This is a genomic window from Rhodococcus sp. BP-332 (assembly GCF_019836065.1).
In the GTDB taxonomy this organism is placed as follows: domain Bacteria; phylum Actinomycetota; class Actinomycetes; order Mycobacteriales; family Mycobacteriaceae; genus Rhodococcoides.
In genome coordinates this window covers 1,006,438-1,028,031 of record NZ_JABUEC010000001.1, presented here as the reverse complement: position 1 = coordinate 1,028,031, position 21,594 = coordinate 1,006,438, and the positions used below count along the sequence as shown (strand labels likewise).

General features: G+C 68.5%; 23 protein-coding genes and 2 tRNA genes. 14 read left to right on the top strand and 11 right to left on the bottom strand.

Annotated elements, in window-relative coordinates; all coding sequences use genetic code 11:
• Positions 1–101: 101 nt before the first annotated feature.
• Positions 102–533 (top strand): cupin domain-containing protein, encoded by a 432-nt coding sequence (locus tag HQ314_RS04780; protein ID WP_222649368.1) that lies wholly within the window; start codon positions 102–104, stop codon positions 531–533.
• Positions 534–543: 10 nt separating this feature from the next.
• Here the strand turns inward: HQ314_RS04780 and HQ314_RS04775 are convergent, their stop codons facing one another.
• Both HQ314_RS04775 and HQ314_RS04770 read right to left on the bottom strand, forming a co-directional pair.
• Positions 544–939 (bottom strand): globin, encoded by a 396-nt coding sequence (locus HQ314_RS04775; RefSeq protein WP_222630239.1) that lies wholly within the window; start codon positions 937–939, stop codon positions 544–546.
• A gap of 20 nt (positions 940–959) precedes the next feature.
• Entirely contained in the window at positions 960–1,913 is a 954-nt protein-coding gene (locus HQ314_RS04770) for a mechanosensitive ion channel family protein (protein ID WP_222630254.1), read from the bottom strand.
• A 236-nt stretch (positions 1,914–2,149) separates the two neighbouring features.
• On the opposite strand from HQ314_RS04770, the gene HQ314_RS04765 reads away from it, so the two are divergent.
• The 3 genes from HQ314_RS04765 to HQ314_RS04755 are packed head-to-tail and all read left to right on the top strand — an operon-like array spanning position 2,150 to position 3,635.
• Positions 2,150–2,872 carry an HNH endonuclease gene (locus tag HQ314_RS04765; protein ID WP_231476311.1) on the top strand — a complete coding sequence of 241 codons (723 nt, stop codon included), beginning with the start codon at positions 2,150–2,152 and terminating at the stop codon, positions 2,870–2,872.
• 24 nt (positions 2,873–2,896) lie between these two features.
• Positions 2,897–3,166 carry a hypothetical protein gene (locus HQ314_RS04760; protein ID WP_027505641.1) on the top strand — a complete coding sequence of 90 codons (270 nt, stop codon included), beginning with the start codon at positions 2,897–2,899 and terminating at the stop codon, positions 3,164–3,166.
• Positions 3,153–3,635, top strand: a complete 483-nt coding sequence (locus tag HQ314_RS04755; protein WP_222630258.1) for a DUF5130 family protein — start codon at positions 3,153–3,155, stop codon at positions 3,633–3,635. The genes HQ314_RS04760 and HQ314_RS04755 overlap by 14 nt, the downstream gene beginning before the upstream one ends.
• Positions 3,636–3,717: 82 nt before the next feature.
• Here HQ314_RS04755 and pepN read toward each other — a convergent pair whose 3' ends face one another.
• Entirely contained in the window at positions 3,718–6,300 is a 2,583-nt protein-coding gene (pepN, locus tag HQ314_RS04750; RefSeq protein WP_222649367.1) for an aminopeptidase N, read from the bottom strand.
• A 188-nt stretch (positions 6,301–6,488) separates the two neighbouring features.
• Between pepN and HQ314_RS04745 the strand changes: the two genes are divergently transcribed.
• A complete protein-coding gene (locus HQ314_RS04745) occupies positions 6,489–7,100 on the top strand; it encodes a DsbA family protein (protein ID WP_027505644.1) in 612 nt (203 codons plus the stop codon).
• A gap of 39 nt (positions 7,101–7,139) precedes the next feature.
• On the opposite strand, the gene HQ314_RS04740 is transcribed toward HQ314_RS04745, so the two are convergent.
• On the bottom strand, positions 7,140–7,850 hold the full coding sequence (locus tag HQ314_RS04740) for a DUF429 domain-containing protein (protein ID WP_231476312.1): 711 nt from the start codon (positions 7,848–7,850) through the stop codon (positions 7,140–7,142).
• Between the two features lie 16 nt (positions 7,851–7,866).
• Here HQ314_RS04740 and HQ314_RS04735 point away from each other — a divergent pair, with 16 nt between their 5' ends.
• Both HQ314_RS04735 and HQ314_RS04730 read left to right on the top strand, forming a co-directional pair.
• Positions 7,867–8,364, top strand: coding sequence for a ribose-5-phosphate isomerase (locus HQ314_RS04735; protein ID WP_027505646.1), 498 nt, complete (start codon positions 7,867–7,869; stop codon positions 8,362–8,364).
• A gap of 39 nt (positions 8,365–8,403) precedes the next feature.
• Complete coding sequence (locus tag HQ314_RS04730) at positions 8,404–9,201, top strand: Fpg/Nei family DNA glycosylase (protein WP_027505647.1); 798 nt, start codon at positions 8,404–8,406, stop codon at positions 9,199–9,201.
• A 112-nt stretch (positions 9,202–9,313) separates the two neighbouring features.
• Here the strand turns inward: HQ314_RS04730 and HQ314_RS04725 are convergent, their stop codons facing one another.
• The 4 genes from HQ314_RS04725 to HQ314_RS04710 form a co-directional block, all read right to left on the bottom strand.
• Positions 9,314–10,129: a DUF1542 domain-containing protein gene (locus HQ314_RS04725; protein WP_222649366.1), complete on the bottom strand. Its 816-nt coding sequence runs from the start codon at positions 10,127–10,129 to the stop codon at positions 9,314–9,316.
• A gap of 37 nt (positions 10,130–10,166) precedes the next feature.
• Positions 10,167–11,183 carry an iron-containing redox enzyme family protein gene (locus HQ314_RS04720; RefSeq protein WP_222647157.1) on the bottom strand — a complete coding sequence of 339 codons (1,017 nt, stop codon included), beginning with the start codon at positions 11,181–11,183 and terminating at the stop codon, positions 10,167–10,169.
• A gap of 18 nt (positions 11,184–11,201) precedes the next feature.
• On the bottom strand, positions 11,202–12,536 hold the full coding sequence (locus HQ314_RS04715) for an EAL domain-containing protein (RefSeq protein WP_222649365.1): 1,335 nt from the start codon (positions 12,534–12,536) through the stop codon (positions 11,202–11,204).
• A gap of 88 nt (positions 12,537–12,624) precedes the next feature.
• Positions 12,625–13,458: a universal stress protein gene (locus HQ314_RS04710; protein ID WP_222649364.1), complete on the bottom strand. Its 834-nt coding sequence runs from the start codon at positions 13,456–13,458 to the stop codon at positions 12,625–12,627.
• Between the two features lie 229 nt (positions 13,459–13,687).
• Between HQ314_RS04710 and HQ314_RS04705 the strand changes: the two genes are divergently transcribed.
• Positions 13,688–14,104 (top strand): STAS domain-containing protein, encoded by a 417-nt coding sequence (locus HQ314_RS04705; protein WP_051613329.1) that lies wholly within the window; start codon positions 13,688–13,690, stop codon positions 14,102–14,104.
• Between the two features lie 55 nt (positions 14,105–14,159).
• Here HQ314_RS04705 and HQ314_RS04700 read toward each other — a convergent pair.
• A tRNA-Gly gene (locus HQ314_RS04700) sits at positions 14,160–14,233 on the bottom strand.
• 192 nt (positions 14,234–14,425) lie between these two features.
• Here HQ314_RS04700 and HQ314_RS04695 point away from each other — a divergent pair.
• The 6 genes from HQ314_RS04695 (at position 14,426) to HQ314_RS04670 (ending at position 19,499) form a co-directional block, all read left to right on the top strand.
• Positions 14,426–14,499 (top strand) — tRNA-Pro (locus tag HQ314_RS04695).
• A gap of 115 nt (positions 14,500–14,614) precedes the next feature.
• Positions 14,615–16,033, top strand: a complete 1,419-nt coding sequence (gene tig / locus HQ314_RS04690) for a trigger factor (protein ID WP_056445908.1) — start codon at positions 14,615–14,617, stop codon at positions 16,031–16,033.
• A gap of 241 nt (positions 16,034–16,274) precedes the next feature.
• Positions 16,275–16,871 carry an ATP-dependent Clp protease proteolytic subunit gene (locus HQ314_RS04685; protein ID WP_051613384.1) on the top strand — a complete coding sequence of 199 codons (597 nt, stop codon included), beginning with the start codon at positions 16,275–16,277 and terminating at the stop codon, positions 16,869–16,871.
• 79 nt (positions 16,872–16,950) lie between these two features.
• The gene (locus HQ314_RS04680) at positions 16,951–17,616 is read left to right on the top strand and encodes an ATP-dependent Clp protease proteolytic subunit (protein ID WP_027505653.1); all 666 of its coding nucleotides are present in this window, start codon (positions 16,951–16,953) and stop codon (positions 17,614–17,616) included.
• A gap of 225 nt (positions 17,617–17,841) precedes the next feature.
• Positions 17,842–19,122 carry an ATP-dependent Clp protease ATP-binding subunit ClpX gene (clpX, locus tag HQ314_RS04675; protein WP_027505654.1) on the top strand — a complete coding sequence of 427 codons (1,281 nt, stop codon included), beginning with the start codon at positions 17,842–17,844 and terminating at the stop codon, positions 19,120–19,122.
• A gap of 107 nt (positions 19,123–19,229) precedes the next feature.
• The gene (locus HQ314_RS04670; RefSeq protein ID WP_027505655.1) at positions 19,230–19,499 is read left to right on the top strand and encodes a SelT/SelW/SelH family protein; all 270 of its coding nucleotides are present in this window, start codon (positions 19,230–19,232) and stop codon (positions 19,497–19,499) included.
• Here the strand turns inward: HQ314_RS04670 and HQ314_RS04665 are convergent.
• A complete protein-coding gene (locus HQ314_RS04665; RefSeq protein ID WP_222649363.1) occupies positions 19,496–20,704 on the bottom strand; it encodes an acetyl-CoA C-acetyltransferase in 1,209 nt (402 codons plus the stop codon). The genes HQ314_RS04670 and HQ314_RS04665 overlap by 4 nt on opposite strands.
• 45 nt (positions 20,705–20,749) lie before the next feature.
• Positions 20,750–21,571, bottom strand: a complete 822-nt coding sequence (locus tag HQ314_RS04660; protein WP_222649362.1) for an IclR family transcriptional regulator C-terminal domain-containing protein — start codon at positions 21,569–21,571, stop codon at positions 20,750–20,752.
• Positions 21,572–21,594: the final 23 nt, after the last annotated feature.

The window sequence follows — 21,594 nt, the reverse complement described above, 5'->3', positions numbered from 1 at the left end:
GGAAGGTCGAGAAAATCGGGACGATCGGCGTGAAAACTACCCAAAGTTTGTTTGGTGGGGTATTTTCAGGCGGAACTTCAAGCGACGGTAAAGGAACCTCCATGACGACTCCTGTTTTCGAAGCCGTGAGTCTCGACTCCGTCGAGCTCCTGCCGGCTCCGATCGATCCTTCGTGGATCCTCGAGGGTGCTCCCGTCGCGCGCAGCGGTCAGTGGTCCTGCAGCCCGGACACCACCACGTCGTCGTGGGTCTGGGACTGCACCGCCGGCACCTTCAACTGGTACTTCGAGCAGGACGAGACCATCCACGTGATCGAGGGCGAGGTCGTCGTCCAGTCCGCGGGCAACGAGCCCCGCGTGCTCCGCGCCGGGGATGCCGCTCTGTTCTACGCCGGCACCTGGGCCGAGTGGCACGTGCCGCACTACGTGCGCAAGCACGCCATCCTGCGCCCCCACATCCCGCGTCCCCTGTGGTTCGCGATGCGTGTCGCCCGCAAGCTGCGGGGCAAGAGCCGCTCCGGCGCCCTCGGCTGAGCGCGCAGCACTACAACGGCGAGTTCACCATCGAGTTCGCCGCCATCTCGATGTAGTCGACGAACTGCTGTCGATGCACATCGTCCATCGTGTCCGAGTCGATCGACGCCAGGGCCGTGTGCATCGCGCGCAGCCAGGCGTCGCGCTCGAACGGCCCGATGACGAACGGCGAGTGCCGCATCCGCAGACGCGGGTGGCCGCGCTCGTCCGAGTAGGTACGCGGACCACCCCAGTACTGCTCGAGGAACATGCGCATCCGGCGCTCCGCCGGGCCCAGGTCCTCCTCCGGGTACAGCCGCCGCAGAATCTCGTCCCGCTCGACCTCGGCGTAGAAGCGCGCGGTCAGGGTGCGAAACGTCTCCGCACCGCCGACCGCGTCGTAGAAGGTCTGTGCCGGCTCGGTCATGGCTCCATTGTTCTCCACGATCACGTGCTCATACTCGGGGCGGGTCCGAAGGGCCGCCCGTTGGGGTAGGGCGCCGCGATGCCGGACTCGTCGAAGGCGTCCAGGATCTGACGATGCAACTGGCGCTGCACGGCCCACTGCCGGCCGGGTCGGACCTTGATGGTCAGGCGCAGCGTCACCGTGTCCGACGTGACGGCGTCGACGCCGAGCATCTGCGGGGCCTCGAGAATGTCCTCCTGGAACTCGCCACGCTCGATGGACTCGCGCGCCGTGCGCTCGGCCACCTCGCACGCGACGTCGATGTCGGCGGAATGACTGACGGGGAGGTCCAACACCGCGACGGCGTGACCCTGGCTCATGTTGCCGACACGCAGCACCTCGCCGTTGCGGACGTACCAGAGCGTCCCGGAGATGTCGCGGACCGTGGTGACCCGCAGGCCCACGGTCTCGACCGTGCCCGATGCCTCGCCGAGATCGACGATGTCGCCGACTCCGTACTGGTCCTCGAGCAGCATGAAGATGCCGGAGAGGAAGTCGCGGACGAGGTTCTGCGCGCCGAAACCGAGCGCGACACCCACGATGCCTGCGGACGCGATGAAGGGGGCGACGTTCACACCGACGATGGAGAGCGCGGAGAGCACGAACCAGACCAGGATGCCGACGGAGACCGCCGACTTGAGCACCGAACCGATGGTGCGGGCGCGCTGGTTGCGGCGCTCGTTCAGGATGGTGGTGGTGACGCCGGCGGGGGCACGTTCGCGCAGCGGCCTCAGCAGGGGCGGTTTACCCGCAGCGCTGCGACCCGCGCCGGGTGAGCGGCTGGTGAACCGGTCGATCATGCGGTGCAGGACGTAACGCAGAACCACGGCGAGCAGGGCGTACCCCAGAACCTGGAGCGGGCGTTGGATCAGCCAGTCGCGACCGGTGTCGGAGAGCGAGAGGGCGAGGACGTCGTTCGGGTCGAAGGAATACACCCGAAAAGTCTACGGATCTCCTCGGCGCACGCCACCTGTCACCACCCGTCTCGGCACCCACCCCGCCACCCGTGCGGGGGGACACCCGGAGTTCACCGCGTGGCCGTCGGCCGGACCTCGAATGAGCGTGCGAACGGCACCGATTCGTGATGCACTGTGGTTGGTCTTCACGTGCGGGCGGTGGCTGTCGCAAACCAGTGGTAGTCGCGCCGCGCGCAGTGGTCACTGGAGGTGGCATGAAGAAGAGCGGGACTGTCGCGAAGGTTCGGGCCGGGCATCGACAACTGTCGCCCACCGACGCCGTGCAGGGCGGCGCGTCGGGGGCGCGACCCCAGTCCGAACACCCTGTCGTCTTCGGCGGCGCGTCGTTGCACGCCGTCACCGATCACTCCGATCCGGCCGACGTCGACGGGCACCTCGATCACGAGGACGCCGTCCCCGCCTGGGTGAAGCGGCGCGTACTCCTCCTGAACGCCACGTTCGAACCACTCACCGCGCTGCCCATGCGGCGTGCCGTCGTCCTGCTGGTCTGCGAGAAGGCCGTCGTGGTGCACGACGACGACGACGGTCCCGTCGTCCACTCGGCGGACATCGCTCTGCAGGTGCCGTCGGTCATCCGCCTCCGCTCGTACGTGCGGGTGCCCTACCGGGCGCGCATCCCGATGACGCGGGCGGCTCTGATGCATCGGGACCGTTTCCGGTGCGCGTACTGCGGTTCCAAGGCCGAGACCATCGACCACGTGGTGCCGCGCAGTCGCGGCGGCGGTCACTCCTGGGAGAACTGCGTCGCGTGCTGCGCTTCCTGCAATCACCGCAAGGCGGACAAGATGCTCAGCGAGCTGGGGTGGACCCTGCGCGCCGCGCTGGTCCCGCCGAAGGGTCCGCACTGGCGACTGCTCGCGAGCATCAAGGAACTCGATCCCACCTGGCTGCCGTACCTGGGTGAGGGCGCGGCCTGACACCCGTCCACTAAGGTGATGGGCGTGAGCATCCTCGAAACCGCGCTGATCTTCGGACTGATTCCGTTGGCACTGTTCCTCGCGCTCTTCGTGTTCGCGAAGATCACGTCGACCGATCCCGCGCCGCGTCCCGCCCCCTACCGACTCGGGCAGCAGTGGGACCACGCCCCGGTGCTGTGGTCGGCCACGGACGAGGTGACGCCGTACTCGCAGCACGCTGCGCATTCGACACACGCCGAACTCACCGCGGGTTCGGCTTCGCTGGTAGGAGGCCGGGCAAGTGGCAAGTGGTGAACTCTCGACCCGTCGGATCGACGAGGAGAACCTTCCCGTCGGCCATGTGGTGACCGCGAGCGGTCGAGTCTCCGGTGTGCACCAGGTGGGCACCGTCAACCCCGACCTGTCCCCATTCGCGACCGACGAGCTGATCCAGCTCGACGAGTCGCTCATCGAGGCCACCCGCCGTACGGGCATCCGCTTCAACGTGCTGGTCGGTGACCTCGGCCCCGACACCGCCGCGGGTGCGGACGCCGCTCTCGCGGGAACGCCCGAGGCCGAGTACTCGGTGCTCATCGCCGTCTCACCGAACCAGCGCGCCATCGAGGTTCGTTCCGGTCGAGGCGTCGCCCATCTCGTCGACGACCGCATCGCGCAGCTCGGTATCACCGCGGCCACGGGATCCTTCCGTGACGGCGACCTGATCGACGGCCTCGTCGCCGCCGTGCGCGTCATGAGCGCGGCGATCACCGGCCCGTCCGCCTGACACGGCGCCACCCCGGCACAGAGACAAGGGCCCATCATCCACGAGGATGATGGGCCCTTGTCCGTGCGCGAGTCAGGTGCGGTCAGGCACCGTCCGCCGCACGGGCGGCGAGCGACCGCACCACGGACGCGCGACCCTCGACGACGAGGCGCGCGAGGGCCGGCGGGTGGTCGCCCGCGAGGAACTCGTCCGCCGCCGCCACCGACTGCTCAGTGATGGACCAGGTCGGGTACAGACCGACGACGACGGTCTGCGCGACCTCGCTGGAACGACGTGCCCACACATCGGAGATGGCGTCGAAGTAGCGGGAGACGAACGGCTCCAACAACTCTCCCTGGCCCGCACCGGGAAACGCGCCGATGATGGCACGTGCGGTGATGTTGGGTAGGGAGTCGTTGTCGATGACCGTGGTCCACGCCTCCTCCTTGACCGAGGCCTGCGGGCGGGCAGCTCGCGCCGCCGCCGCGTTGCGGGCACCGGCCGCGGTGTTGTCCTTCTCTGCCTCGGCGTCGATCACGGGTGTGTCGGACCCCGTGTCGATCGCGCCGCTGCGAGCCAGAGCGGTGACGAACCGCCAGCGCAGATCGGTGTCGACGGTGAGGCCGCCCAGATCCTGGCCGTCCACGTCTCCGTCGAGCAGCGCCTGCAGCGCTGTCGTGTGGCGCTCGGCCAGCACGGACGAGGCCAGCGCGTTGACGTAGGCCAGCTGATGATCCGACCCACCGTCGGCCGCGCGCGCCAGCTCGAGGAGACGGTCGGCGAACTCGGGCCATCCCGTGGACTGCGCCCACCCCGGCTCGGCATAGCTGCCGAGCGCGGTCTGCGCCTGCAGCAGGAGCCGCTGCACGACTCCGACCTCGGTCTCGGAGGTGATGCCGCGCTGCACCAGTGCGGCGAAGTCCCGTGCCTTCAGATCGGCCTGCCGGGTCATCTCCCACGCCGCCGACCACGCCAGGGTGCGGGGAAGCGACTCGGTGATGTCGCCGATGCGCGCGATGAGCGTCTCGAGCGAGGTCGGATCCAGCTGCAGCGAGCAGTACGTCAGGTCGTCGTCGTTGACGAGCACCAACCGACCGGCGGGCGTGCCCACCAGCGCGGGAACCTCGGTGCGCTCCTGCGGCTCGACGTCGAGCTCGACCCGCTGGGTGCGAGTGAGCGCGCCGGAGTCGTCACCGTCGTAGATGCCGACGGCGATGCGGTGCACGCGGCGCTCACCCTTGCCGGGTGCCGCGGCCCCCTGCACGACGGAGAAGGACGAGTAGTTGCCGTCGTCGTCGATCTCGAATTCCGGTGTCAGGGTGTTCAGGCCGGTGGTGCGCAGCCACTGATCACCCCAGTCCGACAGGTCGCGACCGGACGAGGCCTCGAGAGCCGACAGCAGATCCGAGAAGGTCGCGTTGCCGAAGGCGTGGTCGCGGAAGTAGCTGCGCAGGCCCGCGAGGAAGTCCTCGAGCCCGACGTAGGCGACGAGCTGCTTGAGGACGCTGGCGCCCTTGGCATAGGTGATGCCGTCGAAGTTGACCTCGACTGCGGCGAGATCGGGAATGTCCGCGGCGATGGGGTGCGTCGACGGCAACTGGTCCTGGCGGTAGGCCCAGCTCTTCTCGACGTTCGCGAACGTGGTCCACGCGCTGGTGTACTCGGTGGCCTCCGACTGGCAGAGCACCGACGCGAACGTGGCGAAGGACTCGTTGAGCCACAGGTCGTCCCACCACCGCATGGTCACGAGATCGCCGAACCACATGTGGGCCATCTCGTGCAGCACGGTCTCGGCGCGGCGCTCGTAGGAGTAGCGCGTCACCTTGGACCGGAAGACGTAGTCCTCCAGGAAGGTCACCGCGCCGGCGTTCTCCATGGCGCCCGCGTTGAACTCGGGCACGAACAGCTGGTCGTACTTGCCGAAGGCGTACGGGACACCGAAGTTACGGTGGTAGAACTCGAAGCCCTGCTTGGTCTCGGTGAAGAGGCGATCGGCGTCCATGTACTCCGACAGCGATGCGCGGCAGTAGATTCCGAGCGGAATGGTGCCGTGGTCGTCCGAGTAGGAATCGGTCCACTGCGCGTACGGGCCGGCGATGAGCGCGACGAGGTAGGTGCTCATCACAGGAGTCGTCTCGAACACGTGCGTCGTGGCACCGGACGCCTCGGAGGTCTCCGCGGCAGCCGCGTTGGAGATGACGGCCCAGTCCTTCGGTGCCGTCACCGTCACGTCGAAGGTCGCTTTGAGATCCGGCTGGTCGAAGCACGCGAACATGCGCTTGGCGTCCGCGGTCTCGAACTGGCTGTACAGGTAGACGGAGCCGTCCGACGGATCGACGAAGCGGTGCAGGCCCTCACCGGTATGGGAGTAGACGCATTCCGCGACCACGGTGAGCTCGTTGTGCTCCGCGAGGTCGGTGAGCGCGATGCCCGTCGATTCGTCGTAGGAGGAGACGTCGACGTCGGTTCCGTTGAGCGTCGCGGAGCTCACCGAGGCGGCGACGATGTCGACGACACTGGAGGCTCCGGCAGTCGCGTCGAAGGTGACGGTGGTGGTCGAGGAGAAGGTCTTCTCGCCCGGGCCACCGGCTCCGTCCGTCAGGTCGAGAGTGATGGAGTAGTGCGTGACCGTGAGCAGCGAGGACCGTTCCTCTGCCTGGTCCCTGGTCAAATTGGGGGCAACCACGTGCACCCTTTCTGTCGATTTCTTCTGCCACCGCCGAACTGCGGTCGCGGCTGTGTCCATCCCATCATGACGCCGGTCGCCGCGGGCGGGTAGAACAGGTGTGCAGAGTTCGTGTCACCGGCCCACTGTGCGGGACGCTCCGCAGACCAGCCGAACACCGAGCACTACCCGACGACGAAAGGACCGACGTGAGCGATAGCAAGGACGTGGCAGATTTCTGGTTCGACCCGCTCTGCCCGTGGTGCTGGATCACCTCGCGCTGGATTCTCGAGGTGGCGAAGGTTCGCGACATCGAGACGAACTTCCACGTCATGAGCCTGGCGGTCCTCAACGAGGGACGCGATCTTCCCGACGAGTACCAGGACATGATGAAGAAGGCGTGGGGTCCCGTCCGCGTCGCGATCGCGGCCGCGCAGGAGAAGGGCGACGAGATCCTCGCGCCGCTCTACACCGAGATGGGGACGCGAATCCACAACGAGGGCAACAAGGACTTCCCGGACGTGATCCAGAAGTCGCTCGCTGCACTGGACCTCCCGGCCTCGTTGGCCGAGGCCGCCGCGAGCAGTGAGTTCGACGACGCGCTGCGCAAGAGCCACCACGCGGGAATGGACAAGGTGGGCAAGGACGTCGGCACGCCGACCATCCACGTCAACGGTGTCGCCTTCTTCGGTCCCGTGCTGTCGAGGATCCCGCGCGGCGAGGAGGCCGGCAAGCTGTGGGACGCGTCGGTGATCTTCGCGTCGTACCCGCACTTCTTCGAGCTCAAGCGTTCTCGCAACGAGGACCCGCAGTTCGACTGAGTCGACCGCGCACCCCGTCGGTGATTCCGGCGGGGTGCGTCAGACCACGATGAGGTCGGGACGGCCGCGGCGATCGCGAGTGCCGTCCCCGAACTCCAGTGCCTCGCCGCCGAGCCAGCGGCGCGCGGACCAGGCGGCTGCCACCGCGTCGAGCACGTCGTCCATCGCGGGCCCGTCCTCGATCGCACTCGTGGCCTCCAGCAGCGCCGGCACGTCCACCACCACCGAGAGTGCTTGCAGCCGTTGCGCGATGCCGCGGGCTCGTTTCTTCGACGTGAAGCGGGTGGCGGGGGCGAGTGCCCGGAACGACGATTCCGGGTGCACCTCGATCACCCGCGCGATGTCTGGGTCGGCCGCGTCCCAGGCCCGGATGTGGTCGGTGAGGTACCAGGACTGCTTGCTGATGGCCTTGCCCGTGCGGGCGCGGGCGATCACGCAGGCGTCCTCCCAGGAGGCCGCCCACACCGCGTCGCGTACCGGCGTGGGGAAGAGCGACGATCGCGCCGGGCCCAGGAACGTCCGAACCTGGAGTTCGCTCGCTCGCACTCCGGCGTCGGGAACGGTCAGCGGCATGTCGACCCCGACGGCCGCGCAGTCCCGGGTGGTGTCCAGGACGGCCGCGACGGTGTCGACCAGGGTCAACGACACTCGTCCCTCGTGGAGGCGAGCCACCACCCACCGGCCCGCGGCGCCGTCCACCCCGGCGACGGGGCCCCACCCGCACGGTGGCGTCGGGGCGGAGGGGGGCACCTGTCAAACTCTAGCCATGCGCGTATACCTGGGTGCCGATCACGCCGGCTTCGAGTTCAAGAATCAGATCATCGACCACCTGCGGGAATCGGGACACGAGCCGATCGACTGCGGTGCGTTCACGTACGACGCGGTGGACGACTACCCGGCGTTCTGCATCGAGGCGGCTCGCCGCACGGTCGCCGACCCGGAGAGCCTCGGACTGGTGCTCGGTGGCTCCGGCAACGGTGAGCAGATCGCGGCCAACAAGGTCCCCGGCGCGCGGTGCGCTCTCGCCTGGAGCGTCGAGACGGCCCAGCTCGCGCGTCAGCACAACAAGGCGCAGCTGATCGGCATCGGCGGCCGCATGCACACGCTGCCCGAGGCGCTCGCGATCGTGGACGCGTTCCTCGAGACCCCGTGGTCGGGCGAGGAGCGCCACCAGCGCCGCATCGACATCCTGTCCGAGTACGAGCGCACCGGCGACGCGCCGGCCGTTCCCGGTGCACCCTCGGCCGACGGCGGCTCCGAATAAGAGGGTCCGCACCACAGCCCGAGTAGTCAGGTACCACCCATGCCCGAGGGGCACACTCTCCATCGTCTGGCGCGACTGCACCAGAAGCGTTTCGGCGGCCAGGTCATCGAGGTGTCCAGTCCGCAGGGACGTTTCGTCGACGGTGCCGAGTGGGTCTCCGGGCATGTCCTGAAGCGCGCCGACGCCTGGGGCAAGCATTTGCTCCACCGGTACGACAACGGGGCGATCGTCCACGTCCACCTCGGGCTGTACGGAAAGTTCGGCGAGCAGTCCGTTCCCATGAAGGAGCCCGTCGGCCAGGTGCGGATGCGCATGGTGGGGGAGGAGTACGGCACCGATCTGCGCGGCCCCACCCGCTGCGAGATCTTCGACGACACTCAGGTCGACGCGCTGGTGGCGCGCCTGGGTCCCGATCCGCTGCGCAAGGAGTCCGACCCGGAGAAGGCGTTCCACCGGATCCACAAGTCGGCCATGGCGGTCGGCGCGTTGCTGATGGAGCAGGACGTCATCGCCGGCATCGGCAACGTCTACCGGGCCGAGCTGCTGTTCCGGCACCGCGTGAGCCCGTTCCGCACCGGCAAGCACCTCGACCACGAGGAGTGGGACGAGATGTGGACGGATCTCGTCGAGTTGATGAAGGTGGGCGTGCGACGCGGGCGCATCATCACGCTGGACAAGGAACACGACTCGGGCACCGGGTCGCGAGGACCGGGACGCCCGCGTTCCTACGTCTACAAGCGGAACGGCCAGCCGTGCCTGATCTGCGGCACGACGATTCTCACCGCGGACATGAAGGGCCGCAACCTCTTCTGGTGCCCGACGTGTCAGGCGACGTGAGGTCGGTCGAGCACTGATCCGTCCGCACGAGTTCCGGGGGGCGCGCACCCGGTTCCGCTGACTGGACGGGGTGCACGGCACCGGGGGGTGTGCGGACCGGCGCCCGTGGAGGTCAGAAACCTCCGAAGTCGCCGCCGCCCCCGAAGTCGCCACCACCGCCGAAGTCGCCACCACCGCCGAAATCGCCACCACCGAAGTCGCCCCCGGCATCGCCGCCCATGTCGCCGCCACCGTCACCCGTGTCGCCGCCCATGTCGCCGCCGTCGTTCATGTCGGTCCCGTCGCCCTCACCACTGGCGAAGTTGTCCGCCCCGTAGCCCACGCCGGCCATCCCGGAGAACATCGCGGAGAACAGGAACATGGATCCCATGCCCCACGCGCCGGCCACGAGGGCGGGCTTCCACCACGGCTCGGAGTACCAGCCCGCAGGGACGGGGCGACCCGCCACGCGTCCGCCGGGGTAGTAGTTCGGCGTCTTCTCGGACGGTCCGGGGCTCGCGGTCACGGCCCGACCCTCGTAGTCGACGGTGCGTTCCTCGGTGACCTCGCCCGCGGACTTCTGTCCGTCGATCGTGGGGACCTCGGGTCCGGGGTCCATGCCCATCGCCAGCCGGGCAGCGCGGATGTAGTAGAGCCCTTCCAGCGCAGTCTGTTTGGCCAGACGCGCCTGGGTGGGGGACTGCGCCTGATCGATCTGTGAGCCCGCGGCCGTGTAGCGCTCGGACGCGTCGGCCAGAGCCTGCTTGGAGGCAGTGTCCGAGCCCACCAGGTTGTACACCTGGCCGCCGAGGCGCTCGATGGCCTGACGCGCGTCGGCCTTGGCGTCGTCGAGCGACTCGAGACTCCGTCGGCCGGACCTGCGCTGGGACGCGACGACGACGCCGACGACCAGAGCCACGACGACGATGATCAGGAGCAGAGGTTCCATGGTCCCAGTGTACGGAGAGTCCGGTTCCGGTCGCGGATCACGACGCGGGGCGCAGCGACTCTCGACCGTTGCTCCACGCGTCCATGAGATGGTCCGCCAGGACGTTCTCGACGTGGTCGATGGCGCGCATCCCGAAGACGACGTCCGCCTCGAGTTCCGGTTCGCGCGCGATGAGGTCGCCCACCACGTCGTGTCGCATGACCTGTTCGTGCACCGCGTCCGCCTCGACGTGCTCGGCGTAGAACGCGACGCACTCGGCCGGGAACTCCAACCGCTGCAACGCTTTCACCAGCCGCTGCGATCCGGGTGAGGAGGTGATCTCGGTCGCGGCGAGGTGTCCGACGGCGGCACCCCGCAGCGATCGGTGCAGACCGAACATCGACATCAGGTTGACCGGTGCGAGGGTCGGTGCACCCACCCGGTCGAGGTAACCGAGGTAGTTCGCGTCGAGTCCCGCCGCTGCCAGGAGGTCGCGAAAGAGGTTCTGGTGCATCCGGCTTCCGCGCCCGCCGCCGAACTCGTCGAACTCGACGGCGACGTAGGAGGCCTTGGCCTGACCCTGCAGCCGCGGGATCGTCCACGCGTGGGGGTCGGCCTCCTTGAGGTGGTACAGCGACCGGTGCGCGAGGTACTCCCGCATCTGCTCGGCGGTGCCGGTGTCGCGGAGGTGGAAGGACGGGCCGGACCCGTCGACGTGCTCCGTCGACAACAGGTCCATCTCGTCGGCCGCCGAGCCGCCCACCGTCACGTGCGCACGGACGTCGGCGAGGAAGGCGCTCTCCATCTCGGCACGCAGACGCAGGAGGTCGGGATTCCACTCCCAGGCGTCGTCCACACCGGGGAGCCCGCGGTAGTGCAGTTCGTAGCAGAGGTACAACGCGAGATGAAGGTCGTCGCCGTAGGGATCGGCGTCCGTGACGGGGGCGACGACGCTGCCCGCGTCCGACGGGGACTGCACGAGTGCGGACAGGACGGCGGAGGACAGCGGCCCACGCGCCGTCGGCAGCGCGGCTGCGGTCGGCGGGGTCGAGGTGGTCGGGGTGTCGTTCAGCATCGCGGTCACCTCGTCCGACTACCCGTTTCGACCGTGTCCGAACATGCGGGGCGGTCGCTGGGGTCCGAAGACGGGCAGCGGACCCGATCCGGGTTCGGTCGGTACGGGAGTGGTGCGGCGGAGCAACAGGGTGGCCGCGTCGAGCACCAGTTCGCGGTCGTACGTCAGGCGGTAGTCGAAGACCGGGTCCGACTCGGTCGATCCGTCGCCGTCCGTTTCGGCTCCGATGACGGCGGCGGTGAAGTGCGGGCTCACGACGATCACCGACAGTTCCCGCAACAGCGGGTCCGCGGCGGGCAGCCTCATGGTGTGCAGGCCGGGCACCGGCGGTGTGGTCGCCGCGCCGCCTCGTCCGAACAGGGCGACGAGCGTCCCGGACGCGGCGAGGTGCGCGGCCTGTTGCATCTGCTCGGCGGACACCTCGAACGAGTGCGGAACCGTGGCCAGCACGATGGTCGACGGTCCGGTGGCCGCCGCGTGGAGCGCGAACTGGTCGATGATCGTGGAGAGCAGGGACAGACGCCCGCGTCGGATGCCACCGGTGGCCGCGGCGAGTGCGAAGGGCGTCGGCGCGGACGGCATGCGGTGGGTGAGCCCGACGGCGAAGGGGGAGTCCGACGGCAGGTCGGCGGCGGTCGGGCCGGCGTGTGGCTCACGGCGCGGCAACGGAGCGGGCGTGCCGAAGAGCCAGCCCTGGCCGAGAGCAGCGCCCATCTCACGCGCGAGATGCAGGTGTTCCTCGGTCTCGATGCCCTCGGCGAGGACCACCGCGCCCGTGCGGTCGGACTCCGCCGAGACCGCCGCGAGCACCCGCGCGGTGTCCGCCGTCGCCCGCTGCTGGGTGAACGTCATGTCCAGCTTGATGATGTCGGGCCGCAGGAACGGCAGCAGGGCCAGGCTCGCCGTCTCGGCTCCCACGTCGTCCACCGCCACGAGCCACCGTCGGTCGCGCACTCGTTCCACTGCCTCGAGCAGCGATGCGGGGTCGGCGAGCAGGTCACGTTCGGTGATCTCCACGACCACCGACAGTCGCGACGCCTCGGCGAGCAGAGCGGCCACCCCCGCGGGAGGCGCGAGGTTCATCGCGCTGGGTTCCATGTTGACGAACAACTGCAACCCGGTCGGCAGATTGGCCTCCAGCGCCCCCCGGAGCGCACTGACGCGGCACATCCAGTCCAGCTGACCGACGGTCCCGTGCGCACGCGCCGACTCGAACAGCGCAGCGGGTGACTCCCAGGGTGTGCCGACGGGGCCGCGGGCGAGGGCCTCATAGCCGACCAGCGCACGCGTCGAGAGGTCGACGACGGGTTGGTAGAGGGAGTGGACCGTCAGGCCTGCGGGGATCTCTTCCACGCCCGGTCCTCTCGTCGGCGGACCGAGTCCGCGTGCCTGCAGCATCTGAAACAGTAGGCCGATCACCCCTCGCGAGGGCGAGGACGGATCAGACGGGCGACGGCACGACGGTGACAGGGACGTCCACCGAGTGCATCACGGCTCGGCTGGTCGATCCCAGCAGGAGCGAGGTGAATCCACCCCGCCCGCGGCGACCCACGACGACGAGGTCCGCCTCGGCCGATCTGGCCACGAGTTCCCGCACCGGCCGGTCCTGGACCACCACGCGCTCCACCTCGACGTCGGGGTAGTCCTGCGACCACCCGGCCATCGTCTCCGCGAGGACGGCCTCCTCGTCCTCGGCAGACCGACCGCGGCCGCCGGGAACGTCGATGTCGCTCCACGCGTGCACGGCGATCAGCGATGCCCCGCGTGACGAGGCGATCTCGAACGCCCAGCGGACGGCCGGCACGCTGTTGTCCGTGCCGTCGACGCCGACGACGACGGCGTGTCCCGTGCCCTCGTTCGGCGGCGTGTCCAGAGGCACCACGGTGACGGCGCACGAGGCGTGTGTCGCCACCGCCGTGCTCACCGACGCGGAGAGTCCTCCGGTGAACTCGCCGAGCCCCCGCGTCCCCACGACGATCATCGCGGCGTCCGTCGATCGTTCGACCAGTACTCCGGCGGGGGTGCCGTGGTGGGTCTCGGTGGAGACCGACACGTCGGCCGCCACGGCCCGCGCCGCGTCCACTCCGTCGGCGAGAATGCGGTCGAGTGCACTCGCTGCAGTGTCGTCGACGTCCGCGAAGGCCGGCGCGGACACCGCCGTGACCAGTACGAGGGGCAGGCCGCGAGCGGTGCAGAGCCGCGTGGCCCATCGCACGGCCGCGAGCGCTGCGGACGATCCGTCGACTCCGACGACGACGGGGTGGGACACGGGCATGCAGGCCTCCAGCGGTTCGAACGGACGGTGCCGAGATGACCACAGTGTTCCCGACGCGAGGCGATGTCATGCCCGGAACAGGCAGTTGAGTCTGCAACGGCGTTATCTCGATGTGCTGTGAACGTTATCGGATCGTGATGCTCTGCACGCAGCCTCGTCACTCTGGCGGGCGAATCTAAGGCAGACGCCGAGGAACGAGATCGACGCACACGAACCGGGAGACACAGCAATGACCGCACACGGACTCGACACCCACTTCTCTTTCGACGCCGCCGATCTCACCGTCCTCGAATACGAACGCGGCGACGTCGCCGTGGTGTCGGTCGGCGGCGAGATCGACATGAGCACCACGCCCGAACTCCGCGAGGTCCTGGCACGCGTGGCCGCTCGCGGCCACGAGGACGTGGTTCTCGACCTGTCGGACGTCACCTTCCTGGGCAGCGCCGGCGCCGTCCTTCTCCTCGGCGCGGCGTCCTCGCTGTCGGTCCGTCCGATGGTGCTGGTGGCCACCGACCCCGCAGTGCGGCGCCCGCTCGAGCTCCTCGGCGTCTGCTCGCCGATCACCGTGTGCGGAAGCATCTTCGAGGCAGTGTCGCTGGTCACCTCGGCGCGCGACGGCGCCGGAGTCCTGTCCGACGCCGGCTGACCCCCGAACACACGAGAGCCCCCCGATTCGGTGAATCGGGGGGCTCTCTCGTTCGTGGAGCGGGCGACGGGAATCGAACCCGCGTAATCAGTTTGGAAGACTGAGGCTCTACCATTGAGCTACGCCCGCATGCCTGCGGCGGTGCTGGGATCGCCAGCTCCTGCCGCCTGCGTTGAGGAACTGTACCGAACGTCGCGCGCGATCGAGAAATCGGCCCGCCGTCGGCGCCTCCGCGGTACCGCCGTAGGATCGTCGGCGCACGTCGCTGTGGCCTTGCCGGTGCGAATCGCCACGATCGAGGGTGACGGCGTGCACGAGGAACGGGATGTGGCGCAGCTTGGTAGCGCATCCGCTTTGGGAGCGGAGGGTCGCAGGTTCGAATCCTGTCATCCCGACAGACGTCGGTCGCCGCGATCGAATGGTCCAGATCCACCTTCCCACCGGAACCACCCCGCACCACCACAGTCCGACAACGAATCACTGCAGTCGAGCAGATGAAGGAGCACGTTCGTGAAGAGCACTGTCGAGCAGCTGAGCCCGACGCGAGTCCGTATCAACGTCGAGGTGCCCTTCGAGGAGCTGAAGCCTGATTTCGACCGCGCCTACAAGACGCTCGCGCAGCAGATCCGCCTGCCCGGGTTCCGGCCCGGCAAGGCGCCCGCGAAGCTTCTCGAGGCACGCGTCGGCCGCGCGAACGTCCTGAACCAGGTGGTCAACGACGCGTTGCCCGCCAAGTACAACGACGCGCTCAGCTCGACCGAGCTGAAGCCCCTCGGCCAGCCGGACATCGAGATCACCAAGCTCGAGGACGGCGAGGAGATCGTCTTCACCGCCGAGGTCGACGTGCGTCCCGAGATCACGCTGCCCGACTTCTCGAGCGTCACCGTCACCGTCGACCCGGTCGAGATCACCGACGAGGCCGTCGACGAGCAGCTGCTCTCGCTGCGTCAGCGTTTCGGCACCCTCACCGGTGTCGAGCGCGCTGCGCAGACCGGCGACTTCGTCTCCATCGACCTGTCGGCCACGGTCGACGGCGAGGACGTCGCGGAGGCCTCGACCGAGGGCCTGTCCCACGAGGTCGGCTCCGGCCAGCTCATCGAGGGTCTCGACGACGCGATCGTCGGCCTGTCCGTGGGTGACTCCAAGGAGTTCCCGACGACGCTGCTCGCCGGTGAGCACGCCGGCCGGGAAGCGCAGGTCACCGTCACGGTGAAGTCGGTGAAGGAGCGCGAGCTGCCCGAGCCCGACGACGAGTTCGCCCAGCTGGCGAGCCAGTTCGACACGTTCGACGAGCTGATGGCCGATCTGCGCGAGCGCGTGGCCCGCGTCAAGAAGGTCGAGCAGGCCGGACAGATCCGCGACAAGGTGCTCGAGGCTCTGCTCGAGTCCGTCGAGGTCCCGGTTCCCGAGGCCTTCGTCAAGGCCGAGGTCGATTCCGCGCTGCACGACGCGATCCATCCGCTCGACCACGACGAGGACAAGCTCGCGCAGCAGCTCGAGGCCGCAGGCTCCTCGCGCGAGGAGTTCGACACGAACGCGCGTGAGAGTGCCGAGAAGTCCGTGCGCACCCAGCTGTTGCTCGACACCATCGCCGACGCCGAGTCGGTCCAGGTCGGACAGGAAGAGCTGACCCAGAACATCGTCTTCCAGGCACAGCGGTACGGCATCGCACCGGAGGAGTTCATCCAGCAGGTGCAGCAGGCCAACCAGCTGCCCGCACTGTTCGCCGACATCCGACGCAGCAAGGCACTCGCCGCGATCGTCGATCGCGTCTCCGTGACCGACACCGCCGGTGCGAGCGTCGACACCAAGGAGCTCTTCGGAGATCCCGAGGACGAGGCCACCGACGAGACCGAGTCGGCGGAGATCGAGTCGTCCACGGACGAGTCGGCTGCGGACGATTCGTCTGCGGGCGAACAGCAGAAGTAACGCTCACAGCGAACGACGGCGGTTCCGGGACTCCGGGGCCGCCGTCCTTCGTTAGTGTCGGTGACAGAGAACGTGAGCGTTCCGTCCACAGGGAACGTTCGCGCTCACGGCGAGAAACTCGTTCAGGCGAGACCACATCGAGCACGAGAAGGCAGGTACCGTGACCACCACGAACCCGGCGACCAACACCGACCAGGCAGGGCCGTCCCGTCAGGCAGGGTCGATCGTGACCGCTCCGGCCATGACGTCCGCGACCGCCGGACTCAACCTCAGCGACTCCGTCTACGAGCGTCTGCTCCGTGAGCGCATCATCTTCCTCGGCACGCAGGTCGACGACGACATCGCGAACAAGCTGTGCGCCCAGATCCTCCTGCTCTCGGCAGAGGACCCCACTCGCGACATCGCGCTCTACATCAACTCGCCCGGCGGTTCCGTCTCGGCCGGCATGGCGATCTACGACACGATGAACTTCGCCGAGTGCGACGTCGCGACCTACGCGATGGGCCTGGCGGCGTCGATGGGCCAGTTCCTGCTCACCGCCGGGACCAAGGGCAAGCGCTACGCCCTGCCGCACGCCCGCATCATGATGCACCAGCCATCCGCCGGAATAGGTGGCAGCGCGGCGGACATCGCCATCATGGCCGAGCAGTTCGCCCTCACCAAGCGCGAGATGGCCGAACTGATCGCACAGCACACCGGCCAGTCGTTCGAGCAGGTCACCGAGGACTCCGACCGCGACCGGTGGTTCACGGCGCAGCAGGCCCTGGAGTACGGCATGGTCGATCACGTCATCACACGCGCCGAGCAGGCCGGCGGCACCAGCGGAGCCGACAACTGATCGGACCGGACAGCGCAGCGCGCGACGCGCTCGCTCCTGTCGGTCGTCCGATCTCTTCACCCACACCCTTGGAGTACTGATGTCCCAGCTCTTCGATCCCCGTTCTCTCCCCGGCTCCAGCTCGCCCGCCGGGCCCGATTCCCGCTACATCCTCCCGTCCTTCGTCGAGCACTCGAGCTACGGCGTCAAGGAGTCGAACCCGTACAACAAGCTCTTCGAGGAGCGCATCATCTTCCTCGGCGTGCAGGTCGACGACGCCTCGGCGAACGACATCATGGCGCAGCTGCTCGTGCTCGAGGGTCTCGATCCCGACCGCGACATCACGATGTACATCAACTCGCCCGGTGGCTCGTTCACGTCGCTGATGGCGATCTACGACACGATGCAGTACGTGCGCGCCGATGTCGCGACCGTCTGCCTCGGTCAGGCCGCGTCGGCCGCCGCCGTGCTGCTCGCAGCGGGTGCCCCCGGCAAGCGTGCGGCACTGCCGAACGCTCGCGTCCTCATCCACCAGCCGTCCACCGGCGGTGTGCAGGGCCAGGTGTCGGACCTCGAGATCCAGGCTCGGGAGATCGAGCGCATGCGTCGTCTGATGGAGACCACCCTCGGTCGCCACACCGGCAAGGACGCCGACGTCATCCGCAAGGACACCGATCGCGACAAGATCCTCACGGCCGAGGAGGCCAAGGACTACGGGATCATCGACACCGTCTTCGAGTACCGCAAGCTCTCCGCACGCAAGTGACGCCGGCCGGCCGGAGGCCGCTCCCGACACGCCCGGACGACGGGTCGTCGACGGGTGGCTCCGGCCGGTTCCGAGCCCCCGGACTGCATCGATTCACCCACGTCCGAGGGGGTGCGACGCCGCTCCGACATGCCTGCTCGGGTTGCGTCAGAAGTCGACCTCCGACCGCGAAGGCGGGTACGGTCGCACGCAGAGATTCTCTTTCACTAGTGAGGACTAACGCTCATGGCACGCATCGGTGACGGTGGTGATCTGCTCAAGTGCTCTTTCTGCGGAAAGAGCCAGAAGCAGGTCAAGAAGCTCATTGCCGGACCAGGTGTCTACATCTGTGACGAGTGCATCGATCTGTGCAACGAGATCATCGAGGAAGAACTGGCCGAGTCGAGCGAGGTCAAGCTCGACGAGTTGCCCAAGCCCGCGGAGATCCGCGACTTCCTGGAGAACTACGTCATCGGTCAGGACACGGCGAAGCGTCGTCTCGCCGTTGCGGTCTACAACCACTACAAGCGCATCCAGGCCGGCGACAAGGCCCGTGATGCCCGTGGTGAGACCGTGGAACTGGCCAAGTCCAACATCCTGATGCTCGGCCCCACCGGTTGCGGCAAGACCTACCTCGCGCAGACGCTGGCGAAGATGCTGAACGTCCCGTTCGCCATCGCCGACGCCACCGCGTTGACCGAGGCGGGGTACGTCGGTGAGGACGTCGAGAACATCCTCCTCAAGCTGATCCAGGCCGCGGACTACGACGTCAAGCGCGCCGAGACCGGCATCATCTACATCGACGAGGTCGACAAGATCGCTCGCAAGAGCGAGAACCCGTCGATCACGCGCGACGTCTCCGGCGAGGGTGTGCAGCAGGCCCTGCTCAAGATCCTCGAGGGCACACAGGCCAGTGTCCCTCCGCAGGGTGGACGCAAGCACCCGCACCAGGAGTTCATCCAGATCGACACGACCAACGTGCTCTTCATCGTCGCCGGTGCCTTCGCCGGGCTCGAGAAGATCGTGTCGGACCGCATCGGCAAGCGAGGCCTCGGCTTCGGCGCCGAGGTCCACTCCAAGGCCGAGATCGACACGCAGGACCACTTCGCCGAGGTCATGCCCGAGGATCTGATCAAGTTCGGTCTGATTCCCGAGTTCATCGGTCGCCTGCCGGTCGTCGCGTCGGTCACGCATCTCGACAAGGAGTCCCTCGTGACCATCCTGTCGGAGCCGAAGAACGCTCTGGTGAAGCAGTACACGCGCCTGTTCGACATGGACGGTGTCGAATTGGAGTTCACCCCGGACGCGCTGGACGCGATGGCCGAGCAGGCCATCCATCGCGGCACGGGCGCTCGTGGACTGCGCGCGATCATGGAGGAAGTGCTCAACCCGGTCATGTTCGACATCCCCAGTCGTGACGACGTGGCGAAGGTGGTCGTGACGGCGGAGACCGTGAACGACAACGTGCTCCCCACCATCGTGCCGCGCAAGCCGGACCGGCCGGAACGGCGCGAGAAGAGCGCCTGACCCCTCAGCTCGATCGAGAGCCCCGACGACCGATGGTCGCCGGGGTTCTCGTGCGTCGGGGCTCTGGAGCGTCGGGGCTCTGGAACGTCGGGGGTAGGGTCGCCGCCATGCGCGTCGCGATCACGTACTGCACCCAGTGTCAGTGGCTCCTGCGAGCCGGATGGATGGCGCAGGAACTGCTGCAGACTTTCGGATCCGACCTCACCGAGGTGGCGCTGATTCCCGGCACCGGCGGAGTCTTCCGCGTCGTGGTGGGGGAGTCCGTGGTGTGGGATCGCAAGGAGCGCGGCGGTTTTCCCGAGATCACCGTCCTGAAGCAACTCGTTCGAGACGAGGTCGACCCGGAGCGCGACCTCGGGCACGCGGACCGTCCCTAGACGCGCTCGAACACCGCCGCGAGTCCCTGGCCGCCGCCGATGCACATCGTCTCGAGGCCGTACCGCACGTCTCGTCGCACCATCTCGTGAGCGAGGGTGGTCAGGATGCGTGCGCCGGTCGCGCCGACCGGGTGGCCGAGGGAGATGCCCGAGCCGTGCGGGTTGAGCCGAGGGTCGGCGGGGTCCATCGACCACTCGGTCAGCACCGACAACACCTGGGCGGCGAACGCCTCGTTCAGTTCGACGACGTCCATGTCGTCGAGGGTGAGGCCGAGCCGGCCGAGAACGGCGGCCGTCGCCGGGACCGGGCCGATGCCCATCGTCGCCGGCGCGACACCGGCCACCGCCCATCCGGCGAGTCGGACCAGGGGTGTCAGCCCCAGCGCTGCGGCCCTGTCCGCCGTGGTGACGAGGCAGAGCGCGGCGCCGTCGTTCTGGCCGCTGGCGTTGCCGGCGGTGACCGTCGATTCCGGATCGATCGTTCCGCGGATCGGGCGGAGCCGGGACAGCGACTCGAGGGTGGTGTCGGCTCGGGGGTGCTCGTCGTCGGTGACGACGACGGGATCGCCCCTGCGCCGAGGCACCGTGACGGGCACGATCTCCTCGGCGAAGACGCCGCTCCGTTGCGCAGCGACGGCGCGCTGGTGGGACTGCACCGCGAAGGCGTCCTGGTCGGCGCGGGGCACACCGTACTGCTCGCGGAGGTTCTCGGCCGTCTCGATCATCCCACCGGGCACGGGAAAGTGTGTGCCGCCGGCCGTGATCCGGGCCCGTGCGAGCCTGTCCTGGAGGGGCACGGAGTCGGCGCCGACGCCCCACCGCACACTGTCGGTGTAGAACTCGGTGGAGCTCATCGACTCCACGCCGCCCGCGAGCACGACGTCGCTCACGCCCGTGGAGACCTGCATGCAGGCGTCGAGAACGGCCTGCAGCCCGGACCCGCAGCGGCGGTCGACCTGGCGGCCGGGGACGCCGATGCCGAGCCCCGCATCGAGTGCGGCGACGCGTCCGATCGCCGGTGCCTCGCCGTTCGGTGAGCCCTGCCCGAGGATCACGTCATCGATGTCGGCGCCGGACAGCCCGGTGCGCGAGAGGATCTCGATGATCACGGCAGACGCGAGGTCCGCTGCGGGAACGGTCTTCAGGGCCCCGCCGAAGCGGCCCACGGGGGTGCGCAGCGGAGCGCAGATGACGGCGTCGAGCATGGCGTGGTCTCGTCTCGTGTGTCGGTGGTCGGGTGGGGGGAGAGGTCAGGAGGTGCGGGCTGCGTCCGACCGCGACGCGACGCGGGCGAGATCGGCGTCGATGGCGGCCGCGGTGCTCAGCAGCGCCGGCACGACGGTGGTTCTCAACTCGTCGAGCGAGTAGCGCGCCGCGGGCGTGCTGATGTTGACCGCGGCGGTGACGGCGCCGCCGTGCCCGTGCAGCGGCGCGGCGACCGAGCGGAGTCCGATCTCGAGTTCCTGATCGACGATGCAGAAGCCCTGTGCCCGAACGCGATCGAGTTCGGCGCGCAGGCTCGACTCCGTCGTCACCGTTCGTCCCGTGAGGTCGCGGAGGTCGGTGCGCGCGAGAAGGTCCGCGAGAGCGTTCTCGTCGACACCGGCCCACAGGACTCTGCCCATCGAGGTGGCGTAGGCGGGGAAACGGGTGCCGATGGTGATGGACACGGTCATGATGCGGCTCACCGGGACCCGGGCGACGTAGACGACGTCGAGGTCGTCCAGGACGGACACCGACGAGGACTCGTGCACGCGCGCGGTCAATGCCTCGAGATGCGGTCCGGCGATCTCGGGGAGCGAGAGCGACGAGAGGTACGAGTAGCCGAGATCGAGGACCCTCGGAGTCGGCGCGAAGGTGGTGCCGTCGGTGCGGACGTAACCGAGTTCGACCAGGGTGAGCAGGAAGCGACGGGCCGTGGCGCGGGTGAGATCGGTGGCTCGGGCGACCTCGGACAGCGTGCGACGGGGATGGTCCGCGTCGAAGGCCCGGATCACCGCGAGTCCGCGGGCGAGGGACTGCACGTGATCCGCGGCGGCAGCGCGGGTCTGCGGCGGTGCGGGCTCGGTCATGGGGTCCACTCCTCGTCGGCTCG